Raw genomic sequence first — 20,476 nt, forward strand, 5'->3', positions numbered from 1 at the left:
TATTATGTATTTATCAGCCCGCCTCGATAGCACGGTATTGTTGAATGCTTTATTGTTTTTCGTCTATTTCCTGACTTTGGTATGGGTGAACAATAGCTATGTTTATGTACTTCATGCATACATGGGGGCAGCCTTAAAGCCTATCGATCTCGGGCTGATAGTTTACCTGGCGGTTCTGGCTTCGATATGTGCGTTACTGTGTGGGGCGCGCGTGGGAAGACCAGGAGATCTTGTCGTCAGTCTACTTTTTCTAGTAGTAGTACCTCATGCTCTTGTTCTGAATGCCGCAAACAATTTTTCACCCGATGCAACACCATGGGGTGGTGTATCATTGGGTGTAATGTTTGGGGTGGTGATAATTGCTTTCGCGAACAAAATCAAATTCTACGAAGGACAAAGTAGGCAAAATGATGAACTAAGCCAAAAGTGTTTGACGATTCTAGCATTCGTCAATATTTTGGTGCTTTTTTTTATTGTTTTAAAAAGTACAAGTTATTTTTCTTTTAGTTTTTCTGAACAGTACGTGCGAAGAGCTCTGGCGCGCGATGTATTCCAAGCGAGTTCGGGCGGAGGTTATCTTGCATCTATAGGCACGCAGGCATTTTTTCCTGTGCTTTTTGCATGGGGTGTCTACCGGAAATCGCGTATATACATACTACTGGGGTTGGCAAATGCCCTTGTATTGTGGGGCGCGTTTGGCCAAAAATATCCATTTATGGTGCTACTGCTTATCTATTTTCTCATGCAGTACTTTAGGCGCTACGGTAATGTAAAAATTTCTTGGCTGTTGACTGGTGCAATTATATTTTTGTTGGCGGGAGCGCTTGAGTTTGAGTTATTTGGCTATTCATACCTGAATGACTATTTCGTGCGTCGTGCATTTGTCGTTCCCTCAACATTGTTAGGGGCTGTGGATAATTTTGTTTTATTGTTTGATTATAACTTCTACAGTGACACTCTTCTTAGTTTTGTTATGGGTGTGGCTAAGTCAGAGCCATTAACTTTTCGAATGGGGCAAGAGATTTTCGATAATCCGAGCTTGAATGCCAACGTAAATTTTTTCGCTATTGCTTATTTGCAGGCCGGGTATGTCGGGGTCGCCGTTGAATCCCTATTTGTAAGTGGGGTTGTGCTGTTGTTGAATTTATTGTACGAGCGCTATGTCGCCTTCATCACCATCCCTGTTGCGCTTCTCTTTGCGACAAAGATTCTGGAACAATCACTTTTGACTGTGTTGATGAGTTCCGGTGTGTTCTTGATGCTTGGGTTCATTGTAGTTGTCTCCGTGCCATTTACTCTCGGGGGAAGTAAATTCAATGAGCGCTAGTTTCGTTGGGCGTATCGCTCGTGTCTTACTGGGCACCATGGGAGCTCAGCTCATCACAATGGGGGTCATGCTCCTTCTTGTTCGCCTGTATTCCCCTGCCGAAATGGGCGATTTTAGTGCCTGGCTTTCGTTCGCTACCATTTTTGCGGTGGTGGTCACCGGGCGCTATGAGTTGGCAATCTTCACCACTAAGGCGGAGAACGATTTTCATGCCGTGATCAAGCTTGTATTGCTACTCACCCTATCAATTACCATTTTAGTGGCTGGCGGTCTTGTATTGGCAGCGCCTTTTATGGATGCACTGCCTGCTGTAGTGGGTGATTATTGGTTGGCCTTGGCAATCGTTTCGTTGGGCTTAGGTGCAAACAAACTGGTCCTGTCCCTCCTTACCTTCCAGCGGTCCTTTATCAGGCTGGGTGGCGCACGCATCAGCCTTGCTGCCTGCATCGCAGTCGCCCAAGTGTCCGCCGCTTATCTATTAGGCGGTGTCTCGGGTCTTATCTACGGCCAATTGTTCGGCGTCATCGTTGCCACGGCGCTGGCGGCTATCTGGGTTGGTAAACCGTTGATCGTAGCCTGTGCCGTGACGCCTTGGCGCGCGGTGAGGCAAAGCGCGGTGAAGTACATAAACTTCCCCAAGTTTTCCTTGCCCGCAGACCTGATCAACACGGTCGCCAGCCAGATTCCGATCGTGCTGTTGGCAGCCAAGTTCGGCGGGGAGAGTGCGGGATGGTTCGCTTTGACATTGAAGATCATGGGCGCTCCTATCTCTCTGTTAGCCGCCTCGGTACTTGATGTCTTCAAGGAGCAAGCTGCCCGTGACTATCGGGAGACGGGAAGCTGCCGCGGCATCTTCATCAAGACCTTCAAGCTACTGGCAATACTGGCGCTCCCCCCCTTCGTAGCCTTCTGGTTCGTAGGTGAATGGGCGTTCGCTTTCATATTTGGCGATGCCTGGGCTGAATCAGGGCGCTATGCCGTGTTGATGATTCCGCTGTTCTACATGCGGTTCGTCGTCAGCCCCCTAAGTTACACGATCTATATCGCGCAGCGGCAGAACCTGGACTTGGTGTGGCAGCTGACCCTGCTGGCCTTGACGTTTGCCTGCTTCACCTTGCCGGATACCGTGGATTCGGTGTTGTGGTTCTACTCCATGGGCTATGCAATCATGTATTTCATTTATTTCTGGATGTCCTTCTACTGCACCAAGGGAGATGCCAAGTGATCGTTGTTGTGGATTATGGTGTAGGGAACATCGCCTCGGTCTTGAATATGCTGAAGCGAGTGGGCGCCAAAGCCAAGGCATCGAACAGTCGTGAGGATATCGAGCAGGCGGACAAACTCATTCTGCCAGGGGTGGGCGCTTTCGACGCTGGCATGCAGACACTGCGAAAAAGCGGCCTGATCGAGGTGTTGAATGAGCAGGTGCTGGGCAAGCAAAAGCCGGTAATGGGTGTATGCCTCGGCAGCCAGATGCTTGGCAATGGCTCTGAGGAGGGCAGCGAGTCTGGCCTTGGCTGGATCGACATGGACATAGTCCGTTTCGAGAAGCGTGAGGGACGCAAGGTGCCGCACATGGGGTGGAACGAAGTTACTCCTCAGTTGCAGCACCCAATTCTGACGGGGCTCAATCAGCTGAGCCGTTTCTATTTTGTCCACAGTTATTACATGTTGCCGCGACATGCGGAGAACACCTTGCTGACCGCTAACTACGGTCAACAGTTTACCGCCGCAGTGGTCAGGGACAATATTTTGGGCTTTCAATTCCATCCGGAAAAAAGCCACAAATTTGGTATGCAACTATTCAAGAATTTCGTGGAGTTGGTCTGATGGTCAGGAGGCGCGTAATTCCCTGCTTGTTGCTTAAAGATCGCGGCCTGGTCAAGACCGTGAAATTCAAAGAGCCGAAATATGTCGGCGATCCCATCAATGCCATCCGGATCTTCAACGAGAAGGAAGTCGATGAGCTGGTGTTGCTCGACATTGAGGCTTCAAAACTCAACCGTGAACCCAACTACGAATTGATCGCCGAGGTGGCGGGTGAGTGTTTCATGCCCATTTGTTATGGGGGGGGGATCAAAACCCTGGAGCATGCCGAGAAGGTGTTTGCCCTCGGTATCGAGAAAATTTCCATCAATACGGCTGCGCTCGCCGACCTTTCGCTGATCCGTCAAATCGCCGACAAGTTCGGGTCGCAAAGCGTCGTGGGGGCCATGGATTGCCGGAAGGGCTTCTGGGGCGGGTATTCTGTATACTCGGAAAATGGCACAAAAGATACCAAGCGCTCCCCGGTCGAATGGGCCCAAGCGCTTGAGGCGGCAGGGATTGGCGAAATCTTCCTGAACTCAGTTGACCGTGACGGCACACAGAAGGGTTTCGATACTGCGCTGGTAGAAAGCGTTGTTTCCGAGGTGCACGTACCTGTCATCGCTTGCGGTGGCGCTGCTTCCACGGCAGACCTGATCGAGCTTTTTGACCGTACTGGCATTTCTGCCGTGGCGGCAGGCAGCCTTTTTGTGTTCCACGGCAAGCATCGCGCCGTACTGATCAGCTATCCAGACATCAACAAGTTGAGTGCTGGATAAGCAAAAATGAAATTTCTCAAAGGCAGCGTCTCTTGGAAGCCCTTCGGCTTTACAGGCTCTTCGCTGCCTTGATTGTCATACATATCGGGCCTGCTGCTGGGTTGTCCAATCAGGCAGGCCGATGAAAACGTTTTGGAGGTGGGTAGTGGTGAAGGTCTGTTCGCGCTGTGTCATGGATACATCTGACGCTGAAATCGTGTTCGATGATGCGGGAGTGTGCAATCACTGCCACAAGTTCGACAATGTCCAATCCAAGCAACTGTTTACCGATGCTAGTGGTGAACAGCGTCTCCAGAAGATCGTCGATCAGATCAAGAAAGAGGGCGCCGGCAAAGAGTACGACTGCATCATTGGCCTTAGCGGCGGAGTGGACAGTTCCTACTTAGCCCTGAAGGTCAAGGACTTCGGGTTACGCCCACTCGTGGTGCATGTGGACGCAGGCTGGAATAGCGAGCTGGCTGTCAGCAACATCGAAAAAATCATCAAGTATTGCGGCTATGACCTGCATACCCATGTGATGAACTGGGAAGAAGTTCGCGAGCTGCAATTGTCTTATATGAAGGCTGCCGTTGCCAACCAAGACGTGCCGCAAGATCACGCATATTTTTCTAGTATGTACCGTTTTGCCGTGCAGAATAATATCAAATATATTTTGAGTGGTGGGAATCTCGCGACTGAAGCTGTGTTTCCTGATAGTTGGCATGGCAGTGCGATGGACGCGATCAATCTTAAGGCAATTCATAAGAAGTATGGTGAGCGGCCGTTGCAAGATTATAAAACCATTAGTTTCTTGGAGTACTACTTCTGGTATCCGTTTGTCAAAGGTATGCGGACTGTACGACCGCTTAACTACATGAATTATGACAAGTCCAAGGCGGAACTGTATTTGCAGGAGACGATTGGCTATCGCTCGTATGCGCATAAACATGGAGAGTCTATTTTTACGAAGCTGTTCCAAAATTATTATCTCCCAAAAAAATTTGGTTATGATAAGCGAAAGTTGCATTACTCCAGCATGATCCTCTCTGGTCAGCTGACTCGCGAAGAGGCCCTTGCGAGATTGGCGCAACCATTGTATGACCTTGATGAGCTGCAGTATGATATTGAGTATTTTTGCAAAAAGATGCGAATTTCCACTTCGGAATTTGAAGCGCTGATGAGTGCGCCCATACATGATTATTCTGATTTTAATAATTGGGATTCGCGCAAGAACTGCATGAAGAAGCTTCAGAACATGGTTCAGCGGATTCTGGGTCGGCGCATAAATGTTTACTCTTGAGTTGAAGGATAAATAACATGGCTAGAATTGCTCATGTGTCATCCGTTCACTCTCGTTACGATGTGCGTATCTTTCAAAAGCAATGCAGAACTCTTGTCGAGGCAGGGCATGAGGTATATTTTCTTGTTGCGGACGGCAAAGGTAATGAGGTCAAGGAAGGCGTTATTTTTATCGATGTTGGGAAGTTGCAGGGTCGCCTAAATAGAATATTTAAGACGACCCAAATCATCCGCAAAAGAGCAGCGGAACTTAATGCTGATATCTATCATTTGCACGATCCTGAGCTCATCCCCGCCGGGCTGAAATTGAAAACACTTGGAAAGAAGGTGATTTTCGACGCGCATGAAGATGTTCCCAAGCAGATATTGGGTAAGCCTTATTTAAATAAGGTTTCAAGGGTCCTTATATCGAAAGTCTTCGCTGCTTACGAAACATGGGCATGTCGAAAGCTTGACGCAGTTTTGGCGGCGACGCCCTATATACGCGATAAATTTTCGGCTATCGGTGTTCGTGCACTTGACATTAATAACTATCCTATTATAGGGGAGTTGTCTGGTGGCAGCGTGGACTGGTCAAATAAAAAAGCGCAAGTCGTTTATATTGGCGGGCTGGGAGAGATTCGCGGTATTCGGGAGATCGTCCAAGCGATAGGGTTAGCCTCACCCAGTGTATCCCTTTCAATCGGCGGCGTTTTCACTGAGTCTGCCTTTGAGTCGGCAGTTAAGACTGAGCCAGGATGGCGCAAGGTTATCCATCTCGGATGGCTGGATCGTCAAGGTGTTAAAGAGATACTTGATGGTTCAGTGGCGGGCCTCGTGACACTTCATCCTACCCCGAACTATTTGGATGCATTGCCAGTAAAGATGTTCGAGTATATGGCTGTTGGATTACCAGTGATTGCCTCTAACTTCGCTCTCTGGCGAAATATCATTAACTCCAGTAAGTGTGGCATTTGTGTTGATCCACTAAACGCTCAGGAAATAGCCAAGACAATCGACTATCTGGTTGCGCACCCTGCGGAAGCGGAAGAGATGGGGCGGAATGGCCAGCGAGCTGTTCTTGAGAAATATAACTGGGGTGTCGAGGCGAAAAAGCTTTGCCTATTTTATTCCGATTTGTTAGAGGTTGAGCAGTAAATGAAGATTTTGACAATAATTGGAGCGCGCCCCCAGTTTATCAAGGCAAGTGTCGTTTCTCATTTCATTTCCACGTTGCCGGGAGTCGAAGAAGTTGTCGTTCATACTGGTCAACATTTTGACTTTAATATGTCTGATGTGTTCTTCCGTGAGCTGGGTATGAGTGCGCCTGCCTATCATTTAGACGTTCATGGTGGTAGTCACGGTGATATGACTGGGCGGATGCTTATTGAAGTTGAAAAGGTTTTACTTCTCGAGCGCCCTGATATCGTACTTGTGTACGGCGATACTAACTCCACATTAGCGGGAGCGTTGGCCGCCGTGAAGTTGCATATCCCCGTCGCGCATGTGGAAGCCGGACTGCGGTCTTTCAATATGGCGATGCCTGAGGAAGTTAACCGTATTCTGACCGATAGGGTTTCTCGTTGGATGTTTACCCCTACCGCAACGGCGGCAGAGCATCTAACAAAAGAAGGTGTAAGTAGAGCCAACATAATTCCAGTCGGAGACGTCATGTATGACGTCGCGAAGTTCCATGGCAGACGTGTTGATGCTAGCGGGCGTGTAATGTCTAAACTCGGCCTCAAAGAAGCTGGCTTCGTACTGGCGACAGTTCACCGGGCAGAAAATACCGATGATCCCGCTCGGCTTACGTCGATCGTCGAAGCATTCCGTGACCTCTCTACCGATTTGCCGATCGTGTGGCCGGTGCATCCTCGTACCAGAGCGGTTTTGGAGAAGCGTGGGCAACTGGATGATATACCTCAGCACCTGCACCTGATCGACCCAGTTGGTTATTTGGATATGGTTCAGCTCGAGAAGCATGCCGCACTCATTGCCACTGACTCCGGCGGAGTTCAGAAAGAGGCATTCTTCTATGGCATTCCCTGCGTCACGTTACGGGATGAAACTGAGTGGATAGAATTGGTCGAAGCCGGATGGAATCGCTTGGTATCACCGAAGTCGTCGCAAGAAGTTGCAGCAGCTATTCGCGCAGCGGTGGGCACTAAGGGCCAAGCTGTCCAGCCTTACGGTGACGGCAATGCGGCAGAACTGATCGTACGACGCCTTGTAGAGGATCTTTCGGCATGAAGAATGTCTGGATTCTTAACCACTACGCTCAAGAGCCGGGTGGTGCAGGTGGCACGCGTCACTATCAACTGGCGAAGAATCTGCCTGCGCATGGTTGGGAGGCTTCGATTGTCGCGGCCAGTGTGGAATACCAGTCTGGTCGGCAGCGTCTTGCAAATTCGGAGTCTGCCAGGCTTGATCAGTATGGCGGCGTTCCATTCCTGTGGTTGCGAACATCAGGATATGAGGGAAACGGCGCTGCGCGCATGCGTAATATGCTGGAGTACACTTGGCAGGTTGTTAAGCCCGGTAAACTTACTGCATTGAATAAGCCCGACGTCATCATTGGCTCGAGTGTTCATCCGTTTGCCGCAGCCGCGGGGGCAGTGCTTGCTTGGCGATATAAAGTGCCTTTCGTATTCGAAGTGCGAGACCTATGGCCGGAAACGCTTATCGATATGGGGCGGTTAGAGCGCAAAAGTATAATTGCTCGTTCGCTTCGCGTATTGGAAAAGTGGCTCTACAAACGTGCCAAGCGGATTATCGTATTGCTGCCTAAAGCGCATGAATACATCGTCCCTATGGGAATCGATCCTAAGAAGATCGTTTGGATTCCAAACGGGGTCGATCTTGAAGATTTTCCTCGTCCTGAGGAAAAGGCCGTCGGTGATGAGTTCACGATGATGTACTTTGGGGCTCATGGCTCAGCGAATGGGCTCGATAATGTGTTGCGCGCGCAGAAAATCATCGAAGCCGATCCCGAAATGTCGCATGTTAAACTGCGAATTATTGGCAACGGGCCGTGCAAGGTAGACTTGCTTAACCTGTCCAATGAGTTGGGCCTTAAGCGTGTGAGTTTCGAAGATCCTGTTCCTAAAAGGCAAATTCCGGCACTGGCCGCGCAAGCGGATGCCTTTGTCTTCAATTTAATCAATGCACCAGTGTTCAAGTATGGGATTAGCTCGAACAAACTGTTTGATTTCATGGCGGGCCAGCGTCCAGTTCTTTTCTGCTGCGATGCAGGTAATAACCCTATAGAAGACTCTGGTGCCGGATATACGGTTGAGCCAGGTAACCCCAAGGCGTTGGCTGACGCGATTGTCAGAGTGTCTAGGCTTTCAAGCACCGAGCGGATAAAGATGGGGTGTGCAGGGCGTCACTACGTCGAAATCGAGCATGGTTTCGATAAGCTTGCCAGAAACTTGGCACAGTGCCTCGACGAAGCATGTGAGCCCACCAGATGAAGAGAGTAATCGACTTCGTCGGTGCCCTGGTGGGCTTGATCGTTCTGTCTCCGGTAATAGTTATCGTGGCAATCCTGATCAAGCGCCGGTTAGGGGGGCCAGTGTTATTCCGACAGGTTCGCCCTGGGCGTGGTGGAAAGCCTTTTGAAATGGTCAAATTCCGTACCATGCGTGATGCATATAGTCGCGATGGCGCACCCTTGCCTGATGCGCTACGGATGACCCCGTTTGGTAGCTTCCTACGCTCCAGCAGCCTGGATGAATTGCCGGAGCTTTGGAATGTGCTTAAAGGAGAGATGAGTCTAGTAGGGCCTAGGCCGTTGTTGATGGAGTATCTACCGCTCTATAACACGCGTCAGTACCTTCGACATCAGGTCCGGCCAGGCGTTACGGGTTGGGCGCAAATCAATGGGCGTAATGCGCTGGGTTGGCCGGAGAGATTCGAACTAGATGTGTGGTATGTCGAAAATCGCTCCCTTTGGCTAGATTTGAAAATTATCGCTATGACGATCAAGAAAGTCGTAAAAAAAGACGGCATCAGCGCTAGCGGAGAAGCCACCATGTCCAAATTCACGGGCAACCAGGAATGAAGAAACTTGCGATACTTGGCGCAAGTGGTCATGGCAAAGTAGTCGCCGATACTGCGGAATGTTGTGGCTGGTCGGATATTGTTTTCTTTGATGATGCATGGCCTTCACGAACCACCAATGGTCCCTGGAAGGTAGTAGGCACAGGCAGCGAGTTGTTTGAGCGAATCGGTGAATTCGAGGGTGTTGTTGTCGCTATTGGCAATAACAATATTCGCCAACAGAAGCTTATCGCACTCACTCAGCGAGGAGCTGTTTTGGTGACGCTCATTCATCCTACAGCTCATGTCAGCCGCCACGCCAGTGTGGCGGCGGGTACAGTGATTTTTGCCGGGGCTGTAGTGAATGCCGGCGCCAGTGTGGGTTTGGGCGGGATTTTAAATACCGGATGCAGTGTCGATCACGATTGTGTTTTGGCAGAAGCCGTTCATATCAGCCCAGGTGCTCGGCTCGCCGGCGGGGTCGAGGTGGGTGATCGCGCATGGGTAGGAATAGGCGCTTGCGTAAAGCAAATGGTAACACTCGGTGCTGATGTATTGATTGGCGCGGGGGCGGCAGTCGTGGCTGATGTTGTAGGAGGCTGCGTAGTGGTAGGCGTTCCTGCGCGGGTCTTATAGAATTCCACCCATTTAGTGATGTGGCGGTACACCGCGTTTTGAAGCCGTTTGCATTCTTGCCAGTTTGACGAATCAGGAATAGTTCAATGCTGAATACCCCCTTTTCTCCGTGGCCATCTTTCTCTGAAGAGGAGGCAAATTGCGCTCGCGACATCATCCTGTCCAACAAGGTAAACTATTGGACCGGGCAGGAGTGCCGCCAATTTGAGCGAGAGTTCGCCGATTGGGCCGAGACTGATTATGCGGTCGCAGTGGCCAATGGTACGGTAGCGCTCGACTTGGCGCTTCAGGCACTGGATATTGGTGCTGGTGATGAAGTGATTGTGACTTCCCGAACCTTTTTGGCCTCTGTTTCCTGCATCATTAACGTTGGCGCCATCCCTGTGTTCGCGGATGTAAATGCGGATTCGCAGAATATTGATGCGTCAACCATCAAGTCAGTCCTGTCCCCTCGTACCAAAGCCATCATCTGCGTTCATCTTGCCGGATGGCCTTGTGATATGGACCCCATCATGGCCCTGGCGACTGAGCACGGGATCCGAGTAATTGAAGACTGTGCACAGGCGCATGGGGCCCGATACAAGGGCAAGGCGATCGGGTCGATAGGCCATATCGGTGCTTGGTCGTTCTGTCAGGACAAAATAATGACCACTGCCGGTGAAGGTGGCATGGTTACGACGAATGATCGTGAACTTTGGGCCAAGATGTGGTCGTTCAAGGATCATGGAAAGAGCTGGGAAGCCGTGTATGAGCGACAGCATGCCCCAGGTTTCCGTTGGCTGCACGAGAGCTTCGGTACGAACTGGAGAATGCTGGAGGTACAAGGCGGGATTGGCAGGATTCAGCTGAAACGGATGCCTCAATGGCACCAGTCGCGGTTGGCTAACGCTCGCCGTATCTGGGATTGCGCCAAGGCTTTGCCGGGGTTGCGTGTTCCTGAGACTCCCAACGACATCGTGCATGCAGCGTATAAGTGTTATGTCTTCGTAGAGTCGGATCAACTCGCAGAAGGGTGGGATAGGGACCGGATTCTTAACGAGATCGGCACCTGCGGCGTGCCTTGCTTTTCGGGTTCATGCTCAGAGGTCTATCTGGAGAAGGCTTTCGACAATACTCCGTGGCGACCCGAGGAGAGCTTGCCAGTGGCAGCGCGACTCGGAGAAACAAGCCTGATGTTCTTGGTTCACCCAACGCTGACGGACGCCGAAATGGCCAAGACTTGCGAAGTGTTGACAAGGGTCATGCACGACGCCACTGGAAATGAAGTCCTAGGTGGTATCTAGTGCATGAAAACGTGTGATTGCCGTAACATTTTCAAGGATCACGTTTGCACTGAGTCCGCTACATGGATGAGTCCGCTCTATGAACCCCACATTTCACGCGAATAGCTAACGGCTGATGCTGTGCTCGAGACTTTCATCAGGGGCTCATCATCATGTGCGACCCAACACCAACGTCGAAATAGTGTTTTCTCGGCGTTGTCCTGGGTTTGTTGTCGCTACAGGCGGCTTGGGCGTCATCCAGGCTGCTTTCGATCTGCTTGATCCGCTGGGTGTCTTTATTATCCAGGCAACCGTTACTTCATTACGACGCCTGCTGCGAGGCGGAAAAATTTACCAGGCACATCGTAGCCATGCTTATCAGCTTTCTCCCGGCTATATGGTCGGCATTTGCCAGGGACGTTGGCGGTGGTGGCTATTAATATGTTCTGGTTGTTGCCGCTGGCGGCATGTGCCGTATTGTGGAATGTGGATGGAATGTTGGCTTTAATCATTGCCTACGTGCCTTTGTGCTGCTAGCCGTCAGATTTCATGCTGGCGAGCTTGAGAAGGCCTGGTTTAAAGGTAAAAAATCGTGTTTTTGTTTATCGGTTGTCCAACGGTCGATGATGGAGCCGCGTTTATCAGGAATGGATTGGGTTTAGGAGTTGACCGAGGTGCGTGAAGGGTTTATGGATAAATTAAGAGCAGCGTTGCTGGGACTGCCCCGACGCCACAAGCGCGCGATCCAGGTGGCTATGGACGTCCTTCTCGTGTGGCTCGCTTTGTGGCTGGCGTTTGTTGTTCGGCTGGGTGTCGACGCATTGGCTGCCCCGATCGAGACGCACCTTTGGCTCTTCTCATCCGCTCCGGTGATCGCAATTCCGATCTTCATCCGCTTCGGGATGTATCGTGCCGTCATGCGTTATTTCGGTAACGACGCGCTGATTACAATCTGTAAGGCGGTCAGCCTTTCGGCCTTGTTACTGGCGCTTGTCGTGTATTGGTACAGCAATCACGCCAACGTGGTCCCACGCTCCATCATCTTCAATTACTGGTGGCTCAGCCTGATCATGATTGGCGGGATGCGCCTGATGATGCGGCAATATTTCCTCGGTGACTGGTTCACCGCCGCCCAGCATGTGCCCTTCACCAGCCGTGACGACGGCTTACCCAAGGTCGCTATATACGGTGCCGGTGCTGCAGGTAACCAGCTCGTGGCCGCGCTACGCATGGGGCGGGTGATGCGTCCGGTCGCGTTCATCGATGATGATCACAGCATTGCAGACCGGGTGATTGCCGGGCTGCAGGTCTACCAACCCAAACATATTCAACGGATGATCGATGCGACTGGTGCCCAGGAGATTTTACTGGCGATCCCGTCGTCGTCACGAGGTCGTCGGCGGGAAATATTGACGTTGTTGGAAGGTTTCCCGCTGCATGTGCGCAGTGTTCCAGGCTTCATGGACTTGGCGAGTGGCCGGGTCAAGGTGGACGACATCCAGGAAGTGGATATTGCGGATCTTCTCGGGCGCGATCCTGTGCCTGCACAGGCTGACTTACTTGAGCATTGCATCGCAGGGCAGTCGGTATTGGTTACCGGGGCGGGTGGCTCGATCGGTTCTGAACTTTGTCGGCAGATCCTGTCACTTAAACCGACAACGCTGCTGCTGTTCGAGCACAGCGAGTTTAATCTCTACAGTATTCTGTCTGAACTTGAACCGCGAATCGCTCGGGAATCATTGTCTGTTCGTTTACTCCCCATCCTGGGGTCGGTACGGGATCAGGCCAAATTGCTGGATGTAATGAAGACCTGGAATGTCGACACGGTCTATCACGCCGCCGCTTATAAGCATGTGCCGATGGTTGAGCACAATATTGCCGAAGGTGTCTTGAACAACGTGATCGGGACATTGAACACCGCGCAAGCCGCGTTGCAGGTCGGTGTGTCGAATTTTGTATTGATCTCCACCGACAAGGCTGTGCGCCCCACCAATGTGATGGGCAGCACCAAGCGCCTTGCAGAACTGACCTTGCAGGCCCTGAGCCGTGAACTGGCGCCGGTGCTGTTCGGCGATAAGGCCAATGTCTCGCGAGTTAATAAAACCCGTTTCACCATGGTCAGGTTCGGCAACGTCCTGGGTTCGTCTGGGTCGGTTATTCCGCTGTTCCATAAGCAGATCAAGTCCGGCGGCCCATTAACTGTTACACATCCCAAGATCACGCGTTACTTCATGACCATTCCCGAGGCCGCGCAGTTGGTGATTCAGGCGGGCTCCATGGGCTTGGGCGGCGATGTGTTCGTGCTGGACATGGGCGAGCCGGTGAAGATTGTCGAGCTGGCAGAGAAGATGATTCACCTGTCTGGCTTGAGTGTTCGTTCCGAAAAAAATCCTCATGGCGACATCTCAGTCGAGTTCACAGGCCTGCGTCCTGGCGAGAAACTTTACGAGGAGTTGCTGATTGGCGATAACGTTGTCGCGACCTCGCATCCGATGATCATGAGCGCCAACGAAGATCATCTGCCGTGGGACGTGCTCAAGGCCAGGTTGGCTGAGTTGCTGGTTGCCATCGAACACGATGATTATGCGAGGGTCCGCCAGTTGCTTCGCGATACCGTCAGTGGCTACGCCCCGGACGGTGAGATTGTCGACTGGATCTACCAGCAGCGCCGCCTCGAACCCTGATTTTGTTACACAACCTGTAACGTACACACTTTTGACAGCGCTCCATCATCACCTAAGTTTGAGAAGCAGCTTCGGAAAAGCTGCTTCTTTCTTAACGATGTTATGGAGCGTCATTTATGCGTACAGGCTATTTCTACTCTCTGGTTTTTGCCTTCCTCACCAGCGCTTCTATCGCCGCAACTGCTGCGCCTGTAGAAAATAACGGTACGAAGGCTGCGCCGCAAATTATGGCCCAGACGTCGAAATCGCAGGCTGCCAAAGTGGATCTCAACGTGGCGGATGCTACTACGTTGGAGCGCGAGTTGGCCGGAATAGGTAGAGCCAAGGCTGATGCGATTGTTGCATATCGTGAGAGCAATGGCCCTTTCTCCTCAGTAGAGGAGCTACTGGAAGTAAAGGGGATCGGCAAGGCGATCTTGGACCGAAACCGTGACAAACTTGAAGTAAATTGATTTGATGCAATGAGAGAGACCGGTCATATGACCGGTCTTTGCATACAGGCGTATTGGCGATGGGTACTCCATGGCACGACGTGTTGATCAATAACGGTTTAACGTACGCTCAGCCCGGGTCTGGGGTTTGAAGGGCGGGTTCGAGGAAGGCCATGAGGCAGCGTCGTGCGATCTACGTAGGCAGGAAGCTGAACGGAAGACCTTGATATTCTAGCCTCTCTGACCAGACCTGCACGCTATCGAGGTTTACTTAATGCCGTGGTTAGTTTTCCCACTTATCATAACTGCGTCTTTTATGCTGACGTGGATCCTGCGTCGTTATGCGTTGGCGCATAGCCTTATCGATTTACCTAACGCGCGCAGTTCCCATACGCTTCCCACTCCTAGAGGGGGAGGTGTTGCCATCGTCTTGAGTTTTCTGACGGCCGTGCTGGCTTTGTTTCATTTAAATCTCCTATCTTCCGAATATTTAGCCGCGCTGCTTGGAGCTGGCTCATTCGTAGCCATTAACGGCTTTTGGGATGACCACCGTGATATTCCTGCAAGGTGGCGACTTCTTGGCCATTTTCTTGCCGCATTCTGGGCGTTGTACTGGATTGGCGGTCTTGCTCCTATTTCCATTTTTGGAGTGATTATTGACCTTGGTATTGTTGGTTACGCCGTGGCTGCATTTTTTTTGGTGTGGATGCTCAATCTTTATAACTTCATGGATGGAATTGACGGCATCGCCGGGATTGAAGCGATATCCGTATGCGCTAGCGTCGTCTTGTTGTATTGGCTGGAGGGGAGTTTTCAGATCGAGATGCCACTCATGCTTGCCTGCGCTGTCCTGGGGTTTCTATGCTGGAATTTTCCACCCGCCAAGATATTCATGGGCGACGTGGGGAGTGGCTTCCTAGGCATGACGTTTGGGATTTTCACGCTTCAGGCCGCGTGGGTATCGTCCGAGTTATTTTTTGCGTGGCTGATCCTCCTTGGTGTGTTCATTGTGGACGCTACTCTGACGTTGATACGTCGTTTACTGCGGGGAGAGAAGGTTTACGAAGCTCACCGCAGTCATGCTTATCAATTTGCCTCACGTTATTACGAACGGCATTTGCCTGTGTCATTGGCGGCCGGAGCATTGACCATGATGTGGTTGTTGCCAGTCGCTTTCCTGGTAGTTGATGAGAAGCTGGAAGGTATTGTCGGGTTGCTAGTAGCGTACTTACCTTTGGTGCTGCTGGCGTTAAAGTTCCGAGCCGGTGATGTGGAGGTTCGTTAACTGCCGATTTTTTCGGCAAAACCATCATTAGAGCGCTTCTCGCCCAACCGTTGGATATGAGGAACGATGCCATGTACAAAGACTACCCAGCCGCCTACCAGGTCAGCAAAGGTTCAGCCTTGCAGGTGGACAAACCCTTCTACGACCGCATCCGCACCCAGCAGGACAAGCGCACGCTGATCGAACAGTTCGAAGTACCCATCCGCACCGGCCGCGCCTGGCACGTACCCGCCGGGCATGTATTCCGCGTCACCACACCGGTGGGCCCGCAGGTGGGAGACTTCAACGTCTGGAACGCCCATGACCCGCGGGAACGCCTGTGGGCGGCGCGTACGCGCCAACTTCAGGGTGCCCATGTCAGCACCCATGATCGGTTGTGGTCGAACCTGCCATTCCTGCGGCCATTAGTGACCATCACCGATGACAGTCTGGCCGGCTACGGCATCGATGAGCATGGCGGACGATTGCACGATCTGCTGGGCACGCGCTGTGATCCGTATGTGAACCGGATGCTCACCGGGGAGGATTTCCACCATCATTGCCACTCGAACCTGACCCGCGCGGTGCTGCCCCACGGCCTGACGGAGTTCGATGTGCACGACGTACTGAATATTTTCCAGTGCACGGGGCTCAATCATGACGACATGTACTTCATGAAGGCCTGTCCGGCGCAGAAGGGTGATTACCTGGAATTCTTTGCCGAGATTGATCTGTTGTGTGCCCTGTCCACCTGCCCGGGTGGTGACCTGTCGTTGGCGATGTGGGGGCCGGATGCACAGGATCCACTCAGCGTCTGTCGTCCGCTGGGAGTGGAGATCTATCGGCTGGAGGAATCATTGCTGCAAGGCTGGAGCCAGCCTGAGCGGGCGGCGTACAAGGGGTTGCATGGCTTGCATATCGCCAAGGCGGATTGGGAAAAGTGAAGCCGAAGGCGCGGGCTTTTTGTGGCGAGGGAGCTTGCTCCCGCTGGGCTGCGTAGCAGCCCCAACGGCTAAAACCCGATTAGCCTGACACTCCGCGCCAGCAGGTTTAGGGCCGCTTCGCGCCCCAGCGGGAGCAAGCTCCCTCGCCACAAAAGCACTATGTAGCCGGGACAGGTAATAGCTCAACGATCCTTGGCCTCCTTCGCATCCATTTCCGCGTTGCGCTCGGCAACACGCTTGCGCTGTTCATCTGTCAGTTCGACCTTGGTGGCGGTGTCGCGCAACATCATCAGACCACCAACGATCGAGCCGATTGCAACAATCAGAATCAACCAGGCATACCAGGGCATAGGGCTCTCCTTGAGGGGGCGATGGACGGACGAACATTTCGCCGATCCATCGCACCTACCACTTATGAGCGAAGGTTGTTCGCAGTGGTTCAATACTACGCCCGTTCGGCCGGCTTCACCTCAAAGCCCGGTCAGCATCGCGTCGGCGGGAGCGTCTGCACGCAGTTGTGCGGTGAGGATGAAGTAGACGAAACCCACCACCATGAAGCCGAGGAAGATCAGCCCGATCAACGCGTTGAACCAGGCCATCGCCACCAGGCAAACCACGGCCAATACCAGGGCGACGCCGGGTACAAGTGGATAACCCGGCGCCCGGAAAGTGCGCTCCAGGTTGGGTTCGGTTTTGCGCAGTTTGAATAGGCTGAGCATGCTCATGATGTACATGACGATGGCGCCGAACACGGCCATGGTGATCATCGCCGCGGTCAGGGTCATGCCGCCGAGGTTGATCAGGCCGTCGCTGTAGATCGCTGCGATGCCGATCAGCCCACCGGCGATGATGGCCCGGTGTGGGGTCTGGAAACGGGACAGTTTGGCGAGGGAGGCGGGCAGGTAACCGGCGCGGGCCAGGGCGAAGAATTGCCGCGAATAGCCAAGAATAATGCCGTGGAAACTCGCCACCAGGCCGAACAGGCCGATCCACACCAGCATGTGCAACCAGCCGGAGCTTTCGCCGACTACGGTTTTCATGGCTTGGGGCAGCGGATCGTTGATGTTCGACAGGGTGCGCCAGTCACCGACGCCGCCAGCGAAGAACATCACGCCCATGGCCAGGACCACCAGGGTCAGGATGCCGCTGATGTAGGCCTTGGGAATCGTGCGTTTCGGGTCCTTGGCTTCTTCGGCGGCCATGGCCGCACCTTCGATGGCCAGGAAGAACCAGATCGCGAAGGGGATCGCGGCGAACATTCCGGCGATGGCCGGCGCGCCGAACGTATCGGAACCGGCCCAGCCGTTCAGGGCGAAGCTGCTGAAGCTGAACGCCGGGGCCACGACGCCCATGAACACCAGCAGCTCGGCCACCGCCAGTACGCAGACGATCAACTCGAACGTCGCGGCCAATTTGACCCCGAGGATGTTCAGGCCCATGAACACGATATAGGCTCCGACCGCCGCGTGTTTCGGGTCCAGGGCCGGGAACTGCACGTTCAGGTAGGCGCCGATGGCCAGGGCAATGGCCGGCGGCGCGAAGACGAATTCGATCAGCGTCGCCAGCCCGGCGATCAACCCGCCTTTTTCACCAAAGGCCCGTCGGCTGTAGGCAAACGGTCCCCCAGCATGGGGAATGGCGGTGGTCAGTTCGGTGAAGCTGAAGATGAAGCAGGTGTACATGGCCGCCACCATGAAGGACGTCACCAGGAACCCCAGTGTCCCGGCCACGCCCCAGCCGTAGCTCCAGCCGAAATATTCGCCGGAAATCACCAGGCCGACGGCAATGCCCCATAAATGCAGGGTGCCCAGGGTGGGTTTGAGTTGTGTGTTCATCGGTGGCTCCCCTTGATCCATAGCAAAAGCGCTGGAAGAGGGCAGTGCAGTGGGCGTGCCAGTGTGGCGAGGGCGGTCGTAATGGGTGAAATCGTGTCGTATCGGGGATGTTCCTTGCTTGATGTGCCCCTGTTGTGCGCCAGTTGAGGGCGTTGGCGCTGATGATGCCGCCTTCGCGAGCAAGCCCGCTCCCACACTGGATTTGTGGTGTGCATGAAATCGACTGCTCACCGCAAGTCCAGTGTGGGAGCGGGCTTGCTCGCGAAGAGGCCCTTCCGATCGCCGCCATAACAACGCCATAAGTCATTTTTTACAGATTCTTTATCCCCCACCCCCTCTCTCGATCTCGTTCCTTTACAGCCTCCCTGCCGACAATCACTCCACACACGGCACGACGCCGTACCACGGAGAAATCCCATGAATGTTCTGGACGGGGTGTCGCTGCTGCTGGCAGTGGCGCTGTTCATTTATCTGCTGGTTGCGCTGTTGCGCGCAGATCGGAACTAGGAGCGGCTATGCACGGTTATGACTACGGGCTGATCCTCGCCTTTTTCGCCCTGGTGCTGATTCCGGCACCGTTCCTGGGGCGTTTTTACTATCGGGTGATGGAAGGCCAGCGCACTTGGCTTTCACCGATCCTCGGCCCGGTGGAGCGCGGTTGCTATCGCCTGGCGGGAGTCGATCCCACTGCTGAGCAGAGCTGGCAGAAATACACCCTGGCCTTGCTCGCGTTCAACCTGGCGGGTTTTGTATTGCTGTTTGCGATTCTCCTGCTGCAAGGATATCTGCCCCTCAATACCGAGCAACTGCCCGGCATGGAATGGACCCAGGCCTTCAACACGGCCGTGAGTTTCATGACCAACACCAACTGGCAGTCCTACAGCGGTGAAGCGTCCCTGAGCTACCTGAGCCAGATGGTCGGCCTGACCGTGCAGAACTTTGTCAGCGCCGCCACCGGCCTGGCGGTGCTGGTGGCGCTTTGTCGCGGAATCGGGCGTAAGTCCGCCGCGACGCTGGGTAACTTCTGGGTCGACATGACCCGCGCCACCCTCTACGGGCTGCTGCCGCTGTGCCTGCTGCTGGCGTTGTTCCTGGTCTGGCAGGGCGTGCCGCAGACCTTTGCGCACTACGTGCACAGCGTCACGATGCAGGGCGCCGACCAAGTCATTCCGCTGGGGCCGGCTGCCAGCCAGATCGCGATCAAGCAACTAGGTACCAATGGCGGCGGTTTTTTCGGCGTCAACTCGGCGCACCCGTTCGAGAATCCGACGGCTTGGAGCAATCTGTTTGAGCTTGCCTCGATCATCCTGATTCCCGTCGCGCTGGTGTTCACCTTCGGCCATTACGTCAAGGACCTGCGCCAGAGCCGGGCGATCATCGCTTGCATGCTTGCCCTGTTCCTGATCGGCGGCGCCACGTCACTGTGGGCCGAATACCAACCCAACCCGGCCCTGAATGACGCGGCCGTCGAGCAAACCGCACCGCTGGAAGGCAAGGAAACGCGCTTCGGCACCACCGCCACGGTGCTCTGGTCGGTGACCACCACGGCAGCGTCCAATGGCTCGGTCAACGCCATGCACGACAGCCTCAACCCGCTCAGTGGCATGGTGTCGCTGGTGAACATGATGGTCGGCGAGGTGATTTTCGGCGGCGTCGGTGCCGGGCTCTACGGCATGCTGTTGAACGTGTTGATCGCGGTGTTCCTGGCCGGCTTGATGATCGGTCGCACCCCGGAATACCTGGGCAAGAAGCTCGGCGCCAGGGAGGTGCAACTGCTGGTGGCAACCCTGCTGGTGATGCCCGTCAGCGTGCTGGTGCTGGGGGCCGTCGCCGCGAGCCTGCCCGGGCCGGCCGCAGCGGTGAGCAACCCGGGCGCCCACGGCTTCAGCCAGTTGTTGTACGCCTACACCTCGGCGGGGGCGAATAACGGCTCGGCATTCGGTGGTTTCGGCGCCAACACACCCTTCCACAACTTGATGCTGGGCCTGGGCATGTTGATCGGCCGCTTCGGCTACATCCTGCCAGTGCTGGCGTTGGCCGGCAGCCTGGCCTTGAAGAAGACCGCGCCGATTGGCCAGAACAGCTTTCCAACCCACGGCCCGTTGTTCGTGACCCTGTTGACCGTGACCATTGTGCTGGTGGGCGGCTTGACCTTCCTGCCGACCCTGGCACTGGGGCCGATTGCCGAACACCTGAGCATGGGCTTCTGA

19 protein-coding genes and 1 pseudogene are annotated in these 20,476 nt (G+C 53.7%); 18 read left to right on the forward strand and 2 right to left on the reverse strand.

Annotation, left to right across the window (positions count from 1 at the left end; translation table 11 throughout):
* Window positions 1-4: 4 nt before the first annotated feature.
* From PSH86_RS08335 to PSH86_RS08410, 16 genes and pseudogenes are all read left to right on the forward strand, one after another.
* Window positions 5-1,327 (forward strand): hypothetical protein, encoded by a 1,323-nt coding sequence (locus PSH86_RS08335; protein ID WP_305489162.1) that lies wholly within the window; start codon window positions 5-7, stop codon window positions 1,325-1,327.
* Window positions 1,317-2,552, forward strand: a complete 1,236-nt coding sequence (locus PSH86_RS08340) for a lipopolysaccharide biosynthesis protein (RefSeq protein WP_305489164.1) — start codon at window positions 1,317-1,319, stop codon at window positions 2,550-2,552. Before PSH86_RS08335 ends, PSH86_RS08340 begins: the two co-directional genes overlap by 11 nt.
* Window positions 2,549-3,157, forward strand: a complete 609-nt coding sequence (hisH, locus tag PSH86_RS08345) for an imidazole glycerol phosphate synthase subunit HisH (protein WP_305489166.1) — start codon at window positions 2,549-2,551, stop codon at window positions 3,155-3,157. The genes PSH86_RS08340 and hisH overlap by 4 nt, the downstream gene beginning before the upstream one ends.
* Window positions 3,157-3,912: an AglZ/HisF2 family acetamidino modification protein gene (locus PSH86_RS08350; RefSeq protein WP_305489168.1), complete on the forward strand. Its 756-nt coding sequence runs from the start codon at window positions 3,157-3,159 to the stop codon at window positions 3,910-3,912. The genes hisH and PSH86_RS08350 overlap by 1 nt, the downstream gene beginning before the upstream one ends.
* A 145-nt stretch (window positions 3,913-4,057) precedes the next feature.
* Entirely contained in the window at window positions 4,058-5,191 is a 1,134-nt protein-coding gene (locus PSH86_RS08355; protein ID WP_305490348.1) for an N-acetyl sugar amidotransferase, read from the forward strand.
* 17 nt (window positions 5,192-5,208) lie between these two features.
* The gene (locus PSH86_RS08360) at window positions 5,209-6,327 is read left to right on the forward strand and encodes a glycosyltransferase family 4 protein (RefSeq protein WP_305489170.1); all 1,119 of its coding nucleotides are present in this window, start codon (window positions 5,209-5,211) and stop codon (window positions 6,325-6,327) included.
* A complete protein-coding gene (wecB, locus tag PSH86_RS08365; protein ID WP_305489172.1) occupies window positions 6,328-7,419 on the forward strand; it encodes a non-hydrolyzing UDP-N-acetylglucosamine 2-epimerase in 1,092 nt (363 codons plus the stop codon).
* On the forward strand, window positions 7,416-8,642 hold the full coding sequence (locus PSH86_RS08370; RefSeq protein ID WP_305489173.1) for a glycosyltransferase family 4 protein: 1,227 nt from the start codon (window positions 7,416-7,418) through the stop codon (window positions 8,640-8,642). The genes wecB and PSH86_RS08370 overlap by 4 nt, the downstream gene beginning before the upstream one ends.
* The gene (locus tag PSH86_RS08375; protein WP_305489175.1) at window positions 8,639-9,232 is read left to right on the forward strand and encodes a sugar transferase; all 594 of its coding nucleotides are present in this window, start codon (window positions 8,639-8,641) and stop codon (window positions 9,230-9,232) included. The genes PSH86_RS08370 and PSH86_RS08375 overlap by 4 nt, the downstream gene beginning before the upstream one ends.
* Window positions 9,229-9,846, forward strand: coding sequence for an acetyltransferase (locus PSH86_RS08380; RefSeq protein ID WP_305489178.1), 618 nt, complete (start codon window positions 9,229-9,231; stop codon window positions 9,844-9,846). The genes PSH86_RS08375 and PSH86_RS08380 overlap by 4 nt, the downstream gene beginning before the upstream one ends.
* Before the next feature lie 86 nt (window positions 9,847-9,932).
* The gene (locus PSH86_RS08385; RefSeq protein ID WP_305489179.1) at window positions 9,933-11,129 is read left to right on the forward strand and encodes a DegT/DnrJ/EryC1/StrS aminotransferase family protein; all 1,197 of its coding nucleotides are present in this window, start codon (window positions 9,933-9,935) and stop codon (window positions 11,127-11,129) included.
* Window positions 11,130-11,314: 185 nt separating this feature from the next.
* Window positions 11,315-11,674: pseudogene (locus PSH86_RS08390) on the forward strand (glycosyl transferase); the annotation flags it as partial.
* A 123-nt stretch (window positions 11,675-11,797) separates the two neighbouring features.
* Window positions 11,798-13,792: a nucleoside-diphosphate sugar epimerase/dehydratase gene (locus PSH86_RS08395; RefSeq protein WP_305490349.1), complete on the forward strand. Its 1,995-nt coding sequence runs from the start codon at window positions 11,798-11,800 to the stop codon at window positions 13,790-13,792.
* Between the two features lie 116 nt (window positions 13,793-13,908).
* Complete coding sequence (locus PSH86_RS08400; RefSeq protein WP_305489182.1) at window positions 13,909-14,244, forward strand: helix-hairpin-helix domain-containing protein; 336 nt, start codon at window positions 13,909-13,911, stop codon at window positions 14,242-14,244.
* Between the two features lie 295 nt (window positions 14,245-14,539).
* Window positions 14,540-15,508, forward strand: coding sequence for a glycosyltransferase family 4 protein (locus PSH86_RS08405; RefSeq protein ID WP_305489184.1), 969 nt, complete (start codon window positions 14,540-14,542; stop codon window positions 15,506-15,508).
* A gap of 71 nt (window positions 15,509-15,579) precedes the next feature.
* Window positions 15,580-16,431, forward strand: coding sequence for a DUF1989 domain-containing protein (locus tag PSH86_RS08410; protein ID WP_109751417.1), 852 nt, complete (start codon window positions 15,580-15,582; stop codon window positions 16,429-16,431).
* Window positions 16,432-16,613: 182 nt separating this feature from the next.
* Here the strand turns inward: PSH86_RS08410 and PSH86_RS08415 are convergent, their stop codons facing one another.
* Window positions 16,614-16,781, reverse strand: a complete 168-nt coding sequence (locus PSH86_RS08415; protein ID WP_109751419.1) for a DUF2897 family protein — start codon at window positions 16,779-16,781, stop codon at window positions 16,614-16,616.
* Window positions 16,782-16,901: 120 nt separating this feature from the next.
* Window positions 16,902-18,266, reverse strand: coding sequence for an ethanolamine permease (eat, locus tag PSH86_RS08420; protein ID WP_109751420.1), 1,365 nt, complete (start codon window positions 18,264-18,266; stop codon window positions 16,902-16,904).
* Between the two features lie 417 nt (window positions 18,267-18,683).
* On the opposite strand from eat, the gene kdpF reads away from it, so the two are divergent.
* Window positions 18,684-18,773 carry a K(+)-transporting ATPase subunit F gene (kdpF, locus tag PSH86_RS08425; RefSeq protein ID WP_033033323.1) on the forward strand — a complete coding sequence of 30 codons (90 nt, stop codon included), beginning with the start codon at window positions 18,684-18,686 and terminating at the stop codon, window positions 18,771-18,773.
* 8 nt (window positions 18,774-18,781) lie between these two features.
* On the forward strand, window positions 18,782-20,476 hold the full coding sequence (kdpA, locus tag PSH86_RS08430; protein WP_305489188.1) for a potassium-transporting ATPase subunit KdpA: 1,695 nt from the start codon (window positions 18,782-18,784) through the stop codon (window positions 20,474-20,476).

The sequence above is a fragment of the Pseudomonas sp. FP2300 genome (assembly GCF_030687595.1).
GTDB lineage: Bacteria > Pseudomonadota > Gammaproteobacteria > Pseudomonadales > Pseudomonadaceae > Aquipseudomonas > Aquipseudomonas bijieensis.

Bases quoted from the DNA above. Each gene is read 5' to 3' on its own strand.
- PSH86_RS08335 (WP_305489162.1), top strand. From the start codon at position 5: ATGTATTTATCAGCCCGCCTCGATAGCACGGTATTGTTGAATGCTTTA.
- PSH86_RS08340 (WP_305489164.1), top strand. From the start codon at position 1,317: ATGAGCGCTAGTTTCGTTGGGCGTATCGCTCGTGTCTTACTGGGCACC.
- PSH86_RS08350 (WP_305489168.1), top strand. From the start codon at position 3,157: ATGGTCAGGAGGCGCGTAATTCCCTGCTTGTTGCTTAAAGATCGCGGC.
- PSH86_RS08360 (WP_305489170.1), top strand. From the start codon at position 5,209: ATGGCTAGAATTGCTCATGTGTCATCCGTTCACTCTCGTTACGATGTG.
- wecB (WP_305489172.1), top strand. From the start codon at position 6,328: ATGAAGATTTTGACAATAATTGGAGCGCGCCCCCAGTTTATCAAGGCA.
- PSH86_RS08370 (WP_305489173.1), top strand. From the start codon at position 7,416: ATGAAGAATGTCTGGATTCTTAACCACTACGCTCAAGAGCCGGGTGGT.
- PSH86_RS08375 (WP_305489175.1), top strand. From the start codon at position 8,639: ATGAAGAGAGTAATCGACTTCGTCGGTGCCCTGGTGGGCTTGATCGTT.
- PSH86_RS08380 (WP_305489178.1), top strand. From the start codon at position 9,229: ATGAAGAAACTTGCGATACTTGGCGCAAGTGGTCATGGCAAAGTAGTC.
- PSH86_RS08385 (WP_305489179.1), top strand. From the start codon at position 9,933: ATGCTGAATACCCCCTTTTCTCCGTGGCCATCTTTCTCTGAAGAGGAG.
- PSH86_RS08395 (WP_305490349.1), top strand. From the start codon at position 11,798: ATGGATAAATTAAGAGCAGCGTTGCTGGGACTGCCCCGACGCCACAAG.
- PSH86_RS08400 (WP_305489182.1), top strand. From the start codon at position 13,909: ATGCGTACAGGCTATTTCTACTCTCTGGTTTTTGCCTTCCTCACCAGC.
- PSH86_RS08405 (WP_305489184.1), top strand. From the start codon at position 14,540: ATGCTGACGTGGATCCTGCGTCGTTATGCGTTGGCGCATAGCCTTATC.
- PSH86_RS08410 (WP_109751417.1), top strand. From the start codon at position 15,580: ATGTACAAAGACTACCCAGCCGCCTACCAGGTCAGCAAAGGTTCAGCC.
- PSH86_RS08415 (WP_109751419.1), bottom strand. From the start codon at position 16,781: ATGCCCTGGTATGCCTGGTTGATTCTGATTGTTGCAATCGGCTCGATC.
- eat (WP_109751420.1), bottom strand. From the start codon at position 18,266: ATGAACACACAACTCAAACCCACCCTGGGCACCCTGCATTTATGGGGC.
- kdpF (WP_033033323.1), top strand. From the start codon at position 18,684: ATGAATGTTCTGGACGGGGTGTCGCTGCTGCTGGCAGTGGCGCTGTTC.
- kdpA (WP_305489188.1), top strand. From the start codon at position 18,782: ATGCACGGTTATGACTACGGGCTGATCCTCGCCTTTTTCGCCCTGGTG.